Source organism: Taibaiella chishuiensis, from assembly GCF_003014535.1.
Taxonomy (GTDB): domain Bacteria; phylum Bacteroidota; class Bacteroidia; order Chitinophagales; family Chitinophagaceae; genus Taibaiella; species Taibaiella chishuiensis.
In genome coordinates this window covers 45887-60693 of the sequence record NZ_PYGD01000012.1, presented here as the reverse complement: position 1 = coordinate 60693, position 14807 = coordinate 45887, and the positions used below count along the sequence as shown (strand labels likewise).

At 50.8% G+C, this 14807-nt stretch carries 12 protein-coding genes; 4 read left to right on the top strand and 8 right to left on the bottom strand.

Going from position 1 to position 14807, the window contains the following annotated elements:
• The first annotated feature begins 51 nt into the window (after positions 1–51).
• Entirely contained in the window at positions 52–795 is a 744-nt protein-coding gene (locus B0I18_RS21965; protein WP_106524912.1) for an RNA methyltransferase, read from the top strand.
• Positions 796–1232: 437 nt separating this feature from the next.
• Here B0I18_RS21965 and lolB1 read toward each other — a convergent pair whose 3' ends face one another.
• Genes lolB1 through B0I18_RS21950 form a run of 3 tightly spaced genes read right to left on the bottom strand, consistent with a single transcriptional unit; the run spans position 1233 to position 4877 of the window.
• The gene (gene lolB1 / locus B0I18_RS21960; protein ID WP_106524911.1) at positions 1233–2042 is read right to left on the bottom strand and encodes a lipoprotein insertase outer membrane protein LolB1; all 810 of its coding nucleotides are present in this window, start codon (positions 2040–2042) and stop codon (positions 1233–1235) included.
• Positions 2043–2046: 4 nt separating this feature from the next.
• Positions 2047–3840, bottom strand: a complete 1794-nt coding sequence (locus B0I18_RS21955) for a tetratricopeptide repeat protein (RefSeq protein ID WP_181358577.1) — start codon at positions 3838–3840, stop codon at positions 2047–2049.
• Between the two features lie 29 nt (positions 3841–3869).
• Positions 3870–4877, bottom strand: coding sequence for a sugar phosphate nucleotidyltransferase (locus B0I18_RS21950; RefSeq protein ID WP_106524909.1), 1008 nt, complete (start codon positions 4875–4877; stop codon positions 3870–3872).
• 209 nt (positions 4878–5086) lie between these two features.
• Here B0I18_RS21950 and B0I18_RS21945 point away from each other — a divergent pair, with 209 nt between their 5' ends.
• On the top strand, positions 5087–5629 hold the full coding sequence (locus B0I18_RS21945) for an NADPH-dependent FMN reductase (RefSeq protein ID WP_106524908.1): 543 nt from the start codon (positions 5087–5089) through the stop codon (positions 5627–5629).
• Between the two features lie 78 nt (positions 5630–5707).
• Positions 5708–7390, top strand: a complete 1683-nt coding sequence (locus B0I18_RS21940) for a hypothetical protein (RefSeq protein WP_106524907.1) — start codon at positions 5708–5710, stop codon at positions 7388–7390.
• Between the two features lie 68 nt (positions 7391–7458).
• On the opposite strand, the gene yiaA is transcribed toward B0I18_RS21940, so the two are convergent.
• Positions 7459–7905: an inner membrane protein YiaA gene (yiaA, locus tag B0I18_RS21935; protein ID WP_106524906.1), complete on the bottom strand. Its 447-nt coding sequence runs from the start codon at positions 7903–7905 to the stop codon at positions 7459–7461.
• 80 nt (positions 7906–7985) lie between these two features.
• Positions 7986–8549 carry a Crp/Fnr family transcriptional regulator gene (locus B0I18_RS21930; protein ID WP_106524905.1) on the bottom strand — a complete coding sequence of 188 codons (564 nt, stop codon included), beginning with the start codon at positions 8547–8549 and terminating at the stop codon, positions 7986–7988.
• A gap of 844 nt (positions 8550–9393) precedes the next feature.
• Between B0I18_RS21930 and B0I18_RS21925 the strand changes: the two genes are divergently transcribed.
• Complete coding sequence (locus B0I18_RS21925) at positions 9394–11745, top strand: T9SS type A sorting domain-containing protein (protein ID WP_181358576.1); 2352 nt, start codon at positions 9394–9396, stop codon at positions 11743–11745.
• Between the two features lie 72 nt (positions 11746–11817).
• Here B0I18_RS21925 and ygiD read toward each other — a convergent pair whose 3' ends face one another.
• Genes ygiD through B0I18_RS21910 form a run of 3 tightly spaced genes read right to left on the bottom strand, consistent with a single transcriptional unit; the run spans position 11818 to position 14788 of the window.
• Positions 11818–12675: a 4,5-DOPA-extradiol-dioxygenase gene (ygiD, locus tag B0I18_RS21920; protein ID WP_245882136.1), complete on the bottom strand. Its 858-nt coding sequence runs from the start codon at positions 12673–12675 to the stop codon at positions 11818–11820.
• Between the two features lie 51 nt (positions 12676–12726).
• Positions 12727–13677, bottom strand: a complete 951-nt coding sequence (locus B0I18_RS21915) for an aldo/keto reductase (protein WP_106524902.1) — start codon at positions 13675–13677, stop codon at positions 12727–12729.
• A gap of 40 nt (positions 13678–13717) precedes the next feature.
• On the bottom strand, positions 13718–14788 hold the full coding sequence (locus tag B0I18_RS21910) for an NADH:flavin oxidoreductase/NADH oxidase (RefSeq protein WP_106524901.1): 1071 nt from the start codon (positions 14786–14788) through the stop codon (positions 13718–13720).
• Positions 14789–14807: the final 19 nt, after the last annotated feature.

Here is a 14807-nt window from a genome sequence, read left to right as displayed (position 1 = left end):
TTTATAAAAATGATTGCAAGTTTGTATAATTTGCACCTCTAAATTATAGAAATGACCAAAGCCCAGATTAAATTTTTCCAGGCGTTAAGCAGGCAAAAGTACAGAAAAGAGTATAATGCATACCTGGTGGAAGGCTATAAAAATGCTAAAGAATGGCTGCAGGCTGATTGCCGCATCAGCCATATCGCGGCATCTGCAACCTGGATCGCAGATAACCGGGCTTTGATCGCCGCGCACCCCGAAGCCACGCTGATTGCCGCCGAAGATTTTGAACTGGAAAAGATATCGGCCCTGCAAACCGCACAGGAAGTAGTGCTGGTGGTAGAAAGCCCTGCACAAGATACGATCCTGCCCGCAACCGGCGCCTGGAGCCTTCTGCTGGAAAAAGTGCAGGACCCGGGCAATATGGGTACGATCATCCGCACCGCCGACTGGTTCGGCATCAGCACTATCATCTGTTCGCCCGACTGTGTAGAGGTCTATAATCCCAAAGTGGTGCAGGCCACCATGGGCAGCCTGTTGCGCGTACGTATACTGGAAATGGAGTTGCAGGATTTCCTGGCACAGAACCAGGCGCCCCTGTATGCCGCATGTCTTTCGGGCGAAGATATCCGCAACGTTCAACAACCGGAACCCGGTATTATCGCCATGGGCAACGAATCCCGCGGACTGTCGGCCGGGCTGCTCGAAGCCGCATCGCATAAGATCACCATTCCAAGCCGGGGCCGGGCCGAATCGCTCAATGTATCGGTAGCCACCGGCATCATCTGCGCCGCACTCACCCTGCAATCCTGATATATCCTATACACCGGCCGGTAAAGTAAAGCACAGGGCCTGTAATAAAGCCGGCCCTGTTATACAAGGCCGGCGTTTTTTATTTCCTATTTTATAGCTTATACCCAATACCTCAGACGTGACAGCCCGATTCCCATATCTCAATTCCGATACCAGATAGCTACCACCTGACACCTAGCAGCTCCTACAGGACCTGCCATCCTGAACACCTCGAAGCACCCCATTAGAGAGCTGGCTTTGTTACATGATGCCTTGTGCCTAATCAGGCCTTTGGTTTAGCACACCTGCTCCCTCCATTAAGAACCTTCGCTCCGCTCCGGATGACCGGAAAGTGGCAGGACATTCCATATCTAACACCTGGTATCTACCGCCTCAAATCCAATATCTAAAATCTAACATCTAATATCTAATATCTAACACCTCACTCCTCCGGGTAATTACTTCTTAGGGATGCTCATACGGGTATAGGAATCCGGTATCGAGAAACTTACATCTACGGGCACATCCAGTTCGGCCTTGCTGAATTCCATATCCAGCTTTACTTCCTGCCCTTTGTTATTGATTACGATATAACGGTTAAAGGCAAAGGGTTGCTTATTGGTAATAGGTCCGTACTTTTCGTAACGGATGGTGCAGGTAAAATCGCGCTTATCGGAACGGAGCTCCAGGTGCTGCAGCATGCCCGTTTGTTTGTTATAGGTAAGCACTTCGTTAAAGTCGTCTTTTACCAGGGTAAGTAAGATCAGGCTGTCTTTTTCCTGGTGACTTTTAACCGGCACGTCACTGATCAGGGGGTTACCGATCATGAGGTTCTGCAATACGGGAAACTCTACCTGGGCCTGTATCAGCTGCAGCCCTTCCTCGTACGAAAGCGCATAAGCCTTTTTACCGATCCGCACGATGGCCCTAAGGCTATCTGGGGTAATCGAAGCGCGGGCTACCTCGGCGATGCCCAGGGCCACTACCGAAGCCCATATGGTCTTGCCTTTCTGCATCCGGATATTGCCGGAGAAGTCCTGGTTCTGGTCTTTGTTTTCAAAATGCATCTGCGCCTTACCGGAGAAGCTGGAATACTGGATCTGTTGCTCCAGGTAGGCTTCGGGTTTCATGCCCTGCTGCTCTATTTTCCGGGGTTCGGTTTCTGTTATTTTCTTCGAGGTTTTACAAGCCGGCAGGATAAAACAGGCCACCGCCAGTAGACCGGCCGCGACCCAATTGCTGTTTGCTTTTTTGAGATGCTTATACATGATCTTATTCTTTTAATTTTTGTTCGTTAATTTTTTGCTCCAACAGTTCGGATTTACCGCCTTTGGTTTTGGCAAGCCGCCAGTTTTCCAGGGCCTTATCCGTATTACCGATCTTGTACTCGATGTCGCCCAGATGTTCGTAAAGCGTAGCATCGCCATCGCCCTTGATCGCGCTGATGGCCTTTTCGATATAACCCTTAGCCTCTTTGTATTTGCCTTGTTTATAGAGGATCCAGCCATAAGTATCCAGGTAAGTCGCTTCACCGGGTCGCAACGTCAGCGACTTCGCCGACATCCGTTCCGCATCATCGAGGCGCTCCCCTCTTTCAGACAAGTAATAGCTGAAATTGTTTAAAGCCGACGCATTATCGGGCTCCAGGGCCAGGGCAGCCTGGTAGCAACTATCCGAGGCAGCGAACTTCTTCGCACTGTTATAAGCGTCGCCAAGCGCTGTCAGCATTTCCGACAGCAGTTCGTCGTTGCCGGTCTTATGCAGGCTTATGGCCTTTTGCAGAAAAGTTTCGGCATTTCCATGATCGCCTTTCATCTGGTAGGCAAGCCCCCCAAGGTAAAACACCATCTGCTCTTTGGGAAACAAGGGCGCGGCCCGCTGGCTATAGTTGAGCAGGGAATCGTATTGCTGCTGTTGCGCATAGACCAGCAGGACCTGCTGCCAGGCGCCGAAGCGGGTCGAGTCCAGCGTGATCACTTTTTTATATTCTGCCAGGCCGCTATCGATAAGGTTATCGGCGACCAGCAGATCGGCGTAAAGCAATTTGGGTTCCGGTTGCGGCGGTTCCTGTGCCGCCAGCTTACGGATAAGCCCCATGGCCATATTCCCGATAGGTGTGTTTTCCTGGTTACGGCTCTGGATAAAGGGCGCAATCAGGCTGATGCGCTCTTCCATACTCAGTTCGTTGTTGAGGATCGCTTTTTCGAGATAATGCTGAAAGTTGGCGGTATCCTTATTCTTGAGGTAATACTGTACCAGTGCAAACTGGATATTGGAGTCGTCGGGAAACCGGGCTTCGGCATCTTTATAAGCTTTCAGGGCTTCTTTGTTCTTGCCGTTGTTATCATACAGTTCGCCTACAAGCAGCAGGTAGCGCGGCTCCTGGGGGTAAAAGCCCACCAGTTTGCGCACTTCGCGCACCGCGCCTTCCACATCATTCTGGCTCAGGTAGATCTGTTGTTTCTGTAGCAACAGTACTTCATCGTCCTGCCCTACATAGGTCGACAGCTTATCCAGCACGGTCAGCGCTTCTTTATCTTTCCCGGCCTTTTGCAGGAAGATGGCCTGGCGCTGGAGAAAGTCTTCGGGCGACTTTTCACGTGCCGCAAGCTGCCCCATAATACCGGCGGCCTTTGCATACTGGCCGTCTACATCCAGCAGGTTGGCATAACTGTTATAAAACCATTTATTGGTAGAGTCGCGTTGCAATGCGGCACGGATCTCCTCGATCGCTTTGGGAATGTTGCGCCGCTCGAGCCATATACGCGACAGCTCGAAATGGGCGGTGGCATTACCGGGATCGATGGCTGCAACGCGGGTAAACAGTTTGAAGGCATCCGGTTTGTTATCCGTTATCTTCGCCTTAACGGCATCTATAAATATGCCGTCGGTTGTTTCGCCTGCCCGTAATTTTTTGTCTATAATTACTGTTGTGGTACCCGTGTCTTTAGCAGGCGCTGCCTTTCCCGCCTGGCGCCGCGTTGCGGTACAGGAAGCGAACAGGAATATGCATAACGCGAAAATCAAAAACCTGTCCGGACGGTTCTGCCAGACAGGTTTTTTCAAATTTATCTTTAAAGACAAAAATAGGTCTATCATAAAATCACAGAAAAATCACCAAGGCTGAGCTCAGCGGCCTTGTCGCTGTAATTTACGTTTTTTCCCAACATGGAATTGGTTATGTGGGCATTTTTAACAGTTGTTTGCGCCTGGATAATACTATTGCTAATCAAAGCGTTTTCAACGGTTACACCGGCTTCGAGCGATACGTGCGGACCGACTACAGCATTGCTCACGCGTACGTTTTCGCCGATAAAACAAGGGGCGATGATTGTAGCATTTTCCAGCTTTGCAGAGGCGGCAACGAGTTGCTCTTTATCTTTCTTTATTTCCAGGATACGTTGGTTGGTATATACGGTAGCGTCTTTATTACCGCAATCCAGCCACTCTTCTACCTGGTCGCTGTAAAAGCCCAGGCCCTTATTGCGCATATTTTCCATAGCGGTAGTCAGCTGGAATTCGCCTTTATCGGTAATGTTGTTATCCAGCAGGTATTGCATTTCGGCACGCAGGTTCTCGCCGTCTTTGAAATAATACACGCCGATGATCGCCAGGTCGGAAACAAAAGTCTCCGGCTTTTCTACGAAAGCGGTAATGCGGCCGTCGTCTGCCAGCTGTACCACGCCGAAGGCCGAAGGATCGTCTACCTTTTGCGTCCAGATAATGGCGTCTTTGCTGGTATCGATCTTGAAATCGGCTTTAAACAGGGTATCTGCAAAGGCGATAAACACATTGCCCTTCAGGCTGTCTGCCGCACAAAGAATGGCGTGCGCAGTACCCAGGGCTTTCTCCTGGTAACAGATCTTACCTTTGGCGCCCAGGCTTTCTGCCACATTAACCAGCATTTCTTCGGTTTCTTTCCCGAAATGCGGCGCTATGATGAAAGCGATCTCTTCCACTTTCTCGTTAGCAGTGCCGATAATATCTTCTACCAGCCTTTGCACTACGGGCTTGCCGGCAATAGGGATCAGCGGTTTAGCGGTGGTCAGTGTGTGCGGGCGCATACGCTTGCCCATTCCGGCCATGGGTATAATAATGTTCATAGGGTACCTGTTTTTATTTGCGTCCTTTAGTTTTTTAAAGATTTGAGCGTGATCCGCGAAGCGCTCCCATACAGTATTGCCGGGCCGCTCCTGGAAAACCGGCGCGAAGTTATTCCATTTTTCATGATTTATACAGCAATTATAATTACTTTACAAATAACTTAAACAAAACAAAGAAACGCTTATACTTGCAGGCAGAAACAAGCATCATGAACATTGAAATCATAGCGGGCAGCCCCCGCAATCCGAGCCTGAACGCCCGTGTGGCGAAGTATCTTTACGAATACCTGCAATCGATAACCGCCCATCATGTAGGGCTGATCGAAATGAACAAAACCGTATTGCCTTTTATCCAGCAGGTATGGACCAGTGTAGACCATGCGCCCGAAGCTTTTAAACCGCTTGCCGAACGGATGTTTGCCGCCGATGCCTTCATTATCTGCTCCCCGGAGTACAATGGCGCTTACTCCCCGGCCATGAAAAACCTCTTCGACCATTTCCCGAAACAGAACAAAAAAGTGTTCGGCATCGTAACCTCTTCCGATGGTGTTATGGGCGGCATCAGGGCCTCACAACAGCTGCTGCAGCTGGTACCCGCGCTTTTCGGCATCGCCTCTCCGTTTATGCTGATCGTCCCCCAGGCCAATAAGAAATTTGACGAGGCGGCGCAACTGATCGCACCGGAATTCCAGAAAAACGTGGAAGATTTTGTCCGGGAGTTTCTCTGGCTCGCAGAAAAAATAAAAGGATAACCCCGGGCGCAGCGCCACGAAACCCGCAAGATTGCTTTCCCTTTCGTATTTTGCGGCCTTATTATATTCTAAAGGACCATGGGTAAACGTATATTCTTACTGTTATTGGGCTTATTTGTACTGCATCGTGCCGGTGCACAAAATACCTATTTACCTTTTGGCAGCGAGGAATACCATCTCCTGAACCGGCTGGAAGCCTTGTCGGGCTCACTTTCCAACGATCTGTTCCTGAATGTGCAGCCGGTATCCCGCCTGGATGCCGTGCATTTCCTGCGCGAAGAAAAATCAGATTTCTATAATGCCGGCTGGAGCAATACCGACCAGTACAATATAAACCGGGCGCTCTCCATAAGCGGCGAATGGCTGGGACAAAACAGCGACGGCGCCGCCGATTCGAAACACCCGGTTGGTATCTTTTACCGGAAGCAGCCCGACCTGGTGCATGTCAACAAAAATGATTTTTTCCTGGTGATCAACCCTGTATTGGGTTTCCAGGGTACCTACGAACGCGATAACGCGCGTAAACCACTCTGGAGCACCACCCAGGGCGCAGAGCTGCGGGGAAGGTTCAGGGACCGTGTAGGATTCTACTTTTTTGTTACGAATAATTATGAAGAGCCCGTATCCTATGCCCGCGACTGGATCGGCAAATGGGGTGCTATACCCGGCGCCGGTAAATATAACCGCTCTGGTAACGGTTACCAGTACCTGCAATTCCGCGGTTATGCCGATATCGCCCTCATCAAAGATCATATCAGTCTTACCCTGGGTTACGACAAGCATTTTATCGGGGATGGCTACCGCTCACTTTTTCTTTCCGACTTCTCGGAAGGCGCGGCCTTTGCCCGTATCAATACCCGTATCTGGAAGCTGAACTACCAGAACCTGTATACTGTACTGAAACCCCAGAATTCGGCATCGCAGGCCAATAAATACGCCACGGCGCATTACCTCAGCCTCAACCTGACCCGCTGGCTCAATATCGGCTTTTTCGAAACCGTTACGTTCTCGCGCGAAGGCCACTACGAGTTTGGTTATATGAATCCCATCATCTTCTACCGTGCTATCGAAAGAGGCATGGGTAGTCCGGATAAAGTAGCGCTGGGCTTCAATTTCAAGGCGCTTGCGCTGAAACGCCTGAGCCTTTACGGCCAGGTACTGATCAATGAATTTTCGACCAAGGAGATCTTTTCCGGTAAAGGCTATTGGGCCAATAAGTGGGGGCTTCAGGGCGGCATCAAATACTTTGATGCCTTTACGATACCCAACCTGGACCTGCAGGCCGAGGTGAATATCGTACGCCCTTACACCTACCAGCACTACCGGAGTCTTTCTGACACTGCTATTTCGAACAATACGCATTACAACCAACCGATGGCGCATCCCCTGGGCGCCGGCTTTGCCGAGTTACTGGTGCTGGCCCGTTACCAGCCTATGCCCCGCCTGGCGATCGATGCCAAGGCTATGTATTACAAACAGGGCGTGGATACCGGCGGCATTAACTACGGCAACAATATCTTCCTCGATTACCAGTCGCGGCCCGGCGACTATGGCGTAAGCCTGATCAATGGTCCGGAAGCCAGCTGCTTCCTGCTGAGTCTTAATGCATCTTATGAGCTGAGACCCCGCCTGTACTTCGACCTGGGCGGTACTTACCGTAAATACAAGGTGGAGCAGGATATCCTGCCCGGCAACAGCAACCTGTACTTCTCCGCCGGACTGCGGCTCAACCTGGCCCGCAGGGATTACACACAATTCTAATTGGGTTATATTAATCGCGCTGCCCGCTGCATATATGGTGAGGGTTTACAGGGGCTTTAAACAACAGGTCAGAAGGGCCTTGGCGATTCGGAGTTTGTTTTATGGGTTTCGCCCAGTGTGGCGATACGGGTGTCCCTGGTATTTTTCTGTACCGCAATAGCGGAGAATATACTCAGCACAAACGACATGGCATAAAAACCTTTTTCACTTTTGGTCAGCTCTGCATTCCAGAGTCCTACGGTCAGCAATACGATCGTTAAAACCATGGAAAACCAGGCCAGGCCATAATAGAGATTGGTAACCGGTATACCTTCCAACTGGTCCCTTACTGCCTTTTGTACAGAGATGGCGGCAAACAGGGCAAACATGAGTACGGTAAAATAATAGCCCTTTTCATTGAGTTGCATTTCGGCATTCCACAGGCCGATGATATACGCGCAAACACCTGCAAACAAAGACACCCAGGATGCTGCAACAAAGGCAGCGGACGGTTTTTGGATCTGATTCTGTTCCATAACATTGAATTTATGGTGTAAAAGTATTGCCCGTTGCCTGCAATAAATTTGACAATTATCAAATACCGCCAAAGGAAATGTTAACGCGGCTTACGGATGCGGCTGAGCGTTTCCTGCGTGATACCGAGATACGAAGAAATATACCCCAGGGGTACGCGCCCGATTATATGCGGCGATTGCTCCAGCAGGTTGTGATACAGTTCGGCCGCGGTTTTGAACTGCGCGTTTACATAACGTTCTTCCAGCCGGATATAATACTGTTCGTATACGATACGTACCAGCCGCTCTATTTCGTGGTATTGGTTAAAGAGGCCGTTCAGCCTTTCTTTCGATATGGCATATACGATACTGCCCTCTATAAACTGGAGATTTTCTACTGCCGGCTTTTCGGTAATAAAGCTATAGAACGAGGTCACAAAGTTGTCTTCGAAACCGAACCAATGGGTGATCGCTTTACCATCGGCATTATAATAACCCCGCAAGGCGCCCTGTTTCAGGAAGTACAGGTGCCTGCATATTTTCCCCTCTTTTAAAAGATAATCGTTCTTGGCAAATATTTTTTCTTCGAAGCAGGCCGATAACGCGTCGTAGGCTGCAGCGCTTAAATGATAGTAGTTTTTAAGATAGCGGGCGAGTTCTTCCATACAACGGCAAGATAGTGGAAAAATCAGATTAGATGGGAGATGTTAGATGTTAGATTTGAGATGTTAGATGGGAGATGGGAGATGTTAGATAGTAGGTGTTAGATATTAGATAGGAGATGTTAGATAGTAGGTGTTAGATATTAGATATTAGATATTAGATATTAGATATTAGATGTTAGATATTAGAGGTTAGATATTAGAGGTTAGATATTAGAGGTTAGAAGGTTGCTGTCCTGCTGAGCATAGCAGTTGCTTGCCGGCTTTGTTTTTCCTGGTAAGATCCTTGGCTGCGCTCAGGATGACAATTCGTTGCTTAAGCCCACGCCATCGCACCCTCAATACCCAATACTCAATACCCAATACCCAATACCCAAAATTCAAAATTTAAAATTTAAAATTCAAAATTTACCCACCATCTGCCCTTTAATCCCTGCTAAGCGGCAATTGATATCCAGTAAGTTGTCATTAACATAATAAATTTTGTATTACATAAAAACTTATCTTAAATTCGATTTTACATTCCAACCAAACATCTATGAAACAAATCGTTACACGTTTACCTGACTCCGTTTGCTACCCGCCCAGGCAGTTTTGCACCTGCCGCATAAGCTGATGCGCCCCGAATACCTGCGTCCTATATTTGAAAAGCATACCGTTCGTCCCGGATTTATCGCTCCCGGACAGGACTTGTAAAGCCCTGCATATCCCGTAGTCCTTCAGCACCTGTTACAGCTGGCCTCCTATTGTTCCTTTTGCAGTTATGCCCCATTTCCCGAACAGGGAAAATTACCCGATTCCAAACCGGCCCCTGCCGGATGTTACATTCACCTTTAAACAAATATTCATGTTCCAATCCAACCCGATCAAAAACCTGATCACCGCAGCACTGTTAGCTGTATCCCTGCCTGCAACGGCAACGATCTACATCAACACGAACACGACCTGGAATACTTCATTTGCACTGACGGATAAAGTAGAGATACAGCCTGGCGCTACACTTACGATTTCCGGCGCCAATACGGTTATCACCTGCTCGCCTGGTGTCTATATCAAGGTATTATCCAACCCCAGTAACCAGACTACCCCCGCAGGAGGCCGGCTGGTCATCAACGACGCCACACTTACCGGCACAGCCGGTAACAACGGCTGGGAAGGCATTTACACGGTAGGCAAGAAAACCCTGAGCCAGCAGGACACCCGCATGAGTAAAACCACGCTGAACAATGCACTGATCGAAAAATGCATCTACGGCGTCCGCAACTGGGACTTCCAGGCAGATTTCGGCGCCTTTAGCACCGGCGGCGGTATCGTTCAGATCAGCAACTCCAGGTTCCACAACAATACCTTCAGCGTATACCTGCACAGCTATGAGAATTTTTCCAAGACCACACCAACGATCAAACTCGCAGATTACAGCTTTATCAATAAGAGCCGGTTTTATTTCGATAACACGACCGATATACCAACAGGCGGCACGGCCCCCTGTATCAACATGCATCATGTGGAAGGTGTAAAAGTGCAGGGCAATACCTTCTACCGGGATCCGAACTTTATGTGGGGCGGACACACCGCTGTTTATCTCGAAAGTTCAGGCGCGGTTATACAACCCTATTGTAACGACAACATTATTGTATTCGGACAGGAGTGTACCAATGTTACGCCCAATACAGTATCGAACTTCGTCCGGGGTATCTATGCGCCTAACCAGGGCGAAGTACATGCGATAACGATCGACCGTACCCAGATCAACAATACGTACACCGGGATTTATATTACCGGCTACCAGAATACGAAAATCCTGCGCAACACCATCAACCTGGCGCCCGCCAACAGTTCGGGCATTACGCTGGAGGGCTGCAGCGGTTTCCGCGTAGAGCAAAATGTGATCCAGGGTTCCAGCACTACCAGTAATAACGGCACCTATGGCATTACCGTTAAAAATTCAGGAGAGAGCTATAACGAGATCTATAAAAACCAGATCACCAATGTAAGTTACGCCCTGCAGGCCAACGACAATAACCGGAGTACCATCAGCCCGGCCAATGGCCTTATGTTCTTATGTAATACCATGACCAATGCCATAGGCGACGCCTACGACATTACCGTTACCGGTGGCACCGCCAGTCTTACCAGCGGCATCGCCTATATGCAAGCCGGCTTCAATGGCAACCCGCTTACTGCCGGCAACACCTTCAGCAGTTTCAGCACCAGCACAGGCGCTCATAATTTAAACAACGCCGGCAATGGCATCCTTTACTATACCGATCCCGCGACCCCGGCGACTACGCCTGCCTATCATAACGTAACCCTGATGAATGGCGGCAGCAATACCTGTCCGACCAAGATCATCCCTCCCGGTAGCGCCGTAACGACCCTGCAGCAGCTGTCTGCATTCAAGGCCGAGCTGGAAGCGACCATCGATGGTAAAGTAAATTCGGGCGAAGACTATAGCGTAAACCTGGCCCAATACGCCTACCTGGTAAGGGAAATGCTGGACCGCCACCTCAGCGCCTCCAACGGAGAAGATGTAGAGATACACCCGGCCGAAATGATCTCTTTACTGGGAAGCGCCAAATACCTGTACGACTTCAAAGTAATGAAGGCCGGGATAGAAGCACAGCAAGGCAGCTTCGATGAGGCTATGGCTACCCTCGAAGCTATTCCCGATGAATTTGAATTAAACGAGCTGCAGCAAAGCCGCCTGCAACATGTGAAGGATATGATCGCCGTACAGCAGGGACTCGAAGAGGCCGGCAACAGCTGGAGTGATATGGATCCTGCATTACGTGATAAAGTATACACGATCGCTGCAGATGATGACTTTATCGCCCGGGAAATGGCCCGTTATTACCTGCTGGCCTATGAGGATGCGGTATACCAGCCGGATCTGCGCACCGTTTCGGACGCAGTAGTAGCAACACCTGTAGGTACGGCACGCGGCACCGCGAAAGTACCGGTATGGAATGGTATGCAGGTGTATCCTAACCCCGCATCAGACCGCCTACTCATCAGGATACCCGGCAATGAAACAGCAGTTGCGGTGGTAACCGACCTTGCGGGCCGTATCCTGCTGCAACCCATACTGACGGGAGGCCTTAACCAACTGGACATACGTTCGCTGAAACCAGGCCTGTATTTCGTAGCCGTATCGGGCCCCTGCGGTAAAACGACCAATTACAAAATAGTGAAGGAATAAGCACAGGGAGAAGCTCCTGTCCGGAAAGCGATGATCCCGGCAGCCTATGCTGCCGGGACTTTTATTTATGATTTACCCACCAATGCGAAAAGAGGTCATTGTCAGCGAGCCCATTACCGCTTTATCGTTAAAGAAGCTCAGGGCTTCGTCTTTACCCTGCAAAGCCAGGGTATAGAGCATCGGGAAATAGTGATCTGGCGTAGGAATGGCCAGGTCGAAAGCCCTGCCCTGCTTCCGGTAATCGATCAGCGCATCATGATCATGGTTAAGGATCATACGCTTCATCGACTCATTGGCTTCTGTAGCCCAATCGAAGGCAAAACCCGGGTCCTGTATTTTATCCCAGGCCACCATGCCCAGGTTATGCACCATATTACCGCTGCCCACAATCAGGACACCCTTTTTACGCAACGCCGCCAGTTGCCGGGCCAGGGCATAATGATAAGCTGCCGGCTGGTTGTAGTCGATGCTCAGCTGGATCACCGGCACATCAGCATCGGGATAGAGATGTTTGACTACGCTCCAGCAGCCGTGATCCAGGCCCCAACCTTCATCCAGCCCTACCCCGGTGCCATGCTCCAACAGGTGTTTTACTTCGCCGGCCAGTTGCGGACTACCCGGAGCCGGGTATTGTACGTCAAACAGCGCCTTCGGAAAACCACCGAAATCATGGATTGTTTTCGGGTGCGGCATCGCCGTCACGAAGGTGCCGCGGGTGAGCCAGTGCGCCGAGATGCACAGGATGGCATTCGGCTTCATTATGCTTTTACCGATACGCGCCCACTCCTCCGAAAATTCGTTTTGTTCGATGGCATTCATCGGGCTGCCATGCCCGAAAAAGAATACGGGCATCTGCTCCGTACTTTTAAGTTCATCCGTCAGCTTTTCCAGCGCATTCAAATTTTGCGCTGCACCGGTTAAAGGCATCATAGCTATTGTTTTTAAAAAGTCACTGCGTTTCATCACGATCTGTTAAACAGGTTACCAGGCGCTGGCTTCCGTCAGCAAAGCTATGGCTTTATCATCCAGCTGCAACTGTGCGGCCTTTACCAGGTCGCCGAGCTGGGCAATGGAGGTGGCGCTGGCAATAGGCGCCGTAACGGAAGGTCTTGCGATCAGCCAGGCGATAGCCACGCTTGCCGGCGTGCTGTTATACTCAGCCGCTACCTGGTCGAGGGCGGCCAGTATCTTAAAACCGCGATCGTTAAGGTAAGCCGCAACACCGCCGCCACGGGGACTTTTACCCAGGTCGGCCTCCGAACGGTACTTACCGGTAAGGAAGCCGCTGGCCAGCGAATAATAACTGATCACACCCAGGTCATGATCCTTTACGATCTGTTCCAGGTCCTGCTCGAACTCGTTGCGCACATAAAGGTTATAATGCGGCTGAAAACTTTCGTAACGCGGATAACCATGTTCGGCGCTGGCTTCGAGCGATGCGATAAGCCGTTCGGGCGACAGGTTGGAGGCGCCGATATACCGCACCTTACCTTCCTTGATCAACCCGGCATAGGTTTCCAGCGTCTCTTCTACGGGTGTGCCAGCATCATCCCAATGGGTCTGGTACAGGTCGATATGATCGGTCTGCAGCCTGCGCAGCGAATCTTCTACCGCTTTAACGATGTACTTCCGGGAGAGGTCTGTTTTGCCCTGCCCCATATCGGCGCCCACCTTGGTAGCCAGTACCACTTTATCGCGGTTGCCTCTTGCCTTCATCCATTTACCGATAATAGTTTCCGACTCACCACCGGTATTGCCCGGGGCCCAGCGGCTGTATACATCGGCCGTATCCACCAGGTTGAAACCCGCGCCTGTAAAGCCGTCCAGGATCTCGAACGAGCGGGCCTCGTCGATAGTCCAGCCAAATACATTGCCACCCAGGGTAAGGGGTGCAACCTGTAATGATGATTTTCCTAATTGTCTTTTTTCCACGATCTTGATTTTATAATGAACATTCGAATAGTAACCTGTATCAGGATTTGGGTTTAGCCCGCTCGTATTGCGGGGGGAACATATAATCTTCGCCCAGTTGCTGTGCCGCATGCATCGGGAAATAAGGATCGCGCAATAACTCGCGGGCCAGCAATACCACATCGGCTTTCCCCTCCTGCAACAGCGACTCTATATGCGTAGCTTCGGTAATGAGGCCTACAGCGCCGGTAAGCACACCGGTAGCTTGTTTGATCGCCGTGGCAAAAGGCGCCTGGTAGCCCGGCTCCAGCGGAATGCGCACACCCGTAACCAGGCCACCGGTAGACACATCGACGAGGTCTACCCCGTTGTCCTTCAGCAAAGCCGACAGCCGTATGGAATCCTCCAGCGTCCAGCCGCCATCAACCCAGTCGGTAGCAGATATGCGTACCCAGAGCGGCATTCCGGCTTTCAGCTCGCGGCGCACGCGGGCAACCAGCTCCAGCAATAGCTTTACCCGGTTTTCAAAACTACCGCCATAATCATCTTCCCGTTTATTGCTTAAGGGCGATAAGAACTGGTGGATGAGGTAACCATGTGCGGCGTGCAGCTCGACCACGTCGTAACCCGCAGCCACGGCTCTTTTAGCGGCGGCGCCAAAGTCTTCGGTCACTTGTGCGATACCGGCTTTGTCCAGGGCTACAGGCGGCACGTCGGCTTCGCGGAAGGCGATGGCCGAAGGCGCCAGGGTGGTCCAGCCGCCATCTGCAACAGCGATCTGGTGGTTACCTTTCCAGGGCGCGGCGGTACTGGCTTTACGACCGGCATGTGCCAGCTGTATGCCCGCATAGGCGCCCTGTGCTTTTATGAAGGTGGTGATCTGCCGTAGTTTTTCTATATGCGCATCCTGCCACAAGCCCAGGTCATCGGGCGATATACGGCCTTCGGGCGATACAGCGGTAGCCTCCTGGATGACCAGGGCCGCGCCCCCTACGGCACGACTGCCGAGGTGAACGAGATGCCAGTCGTTGGCAAATCCGTCTATGGCCGAGTACTGGCACATAGGCGATACGATGATCCTGTTGCGCAGGGTAATTCCCTGGATCGTAAGCGGGGCAAATGTCAATGCCATATCGGTTCTTCCGGTTTAC

Coding starts and splice junctions, on each gene's coding strand:
- ygiD (WP_245882136.1), bottom strand. CDS start 12,675: ATGATGCCTTTAACCGGTGCAGCGCAAAATTTGAATGCGCTGGAAAAG.
- lolB1 (WP_106524911.1), bottom strand. CDS start 2,042: ATGTATAAGCATCTCAAAAAAGCAAACAGCAATTGGGTCGCGGCCGGT.
- B0I18_RS21910 (WP_106524901.1), bottom strand. CDS start 14,788: ATGGCATTGACATTTGCCCCGCTTACGATCCAGGGAATTACCCTGCGC.
- B0I18_RS21945 (WP_106524908.1), top strand. CDS start 5,087: ATGAACATTGAAATCATAGCGGGCAGCCCCCGCAATCCGAGCCTGAAC.
- yiaA (WP_106524906.1), bottom strand. CDS start 7,905: ATGGAACAGAATCAGATCCAAAAACCGTCCGCTGCCTTTGTTGCAGCA.
- B0I18_RS21950 (WP_106524909.1), bottom strand. CDS start 4,877: ATGAACATTATTATACCCATGGCCGGAATGGGCAAGCGTATGCGCCCG.
- B0I18_RS21925 (WP_181358576.1), top strand. CDS start 9,394: ATGTTCCAATCCAACCCGATCAAAAACCTGATCACCGCAGCACTGTTA.
- B0I18_RS21965 (WP_106524912.1), top strand. CDS start 52: ATGACCAAAGCCCAGATTAAATTTTTCCAGGCGTTAAGCAGGCAAAAG.
- B0I18_RS21930 (WP_106524905.1), bottom strand. CDS start 8,549: ATGGAAGAACTCGCCCGCTATCTTAAAAACTACTATCATTTAAGCGCT.
- B0I18_RS21940 (WP_106524907.1), top strand. CDS start 5,708: ATGGGTAAACGTATATTCTTACTGTTATTGGGCTTATTTGTACTGCAT.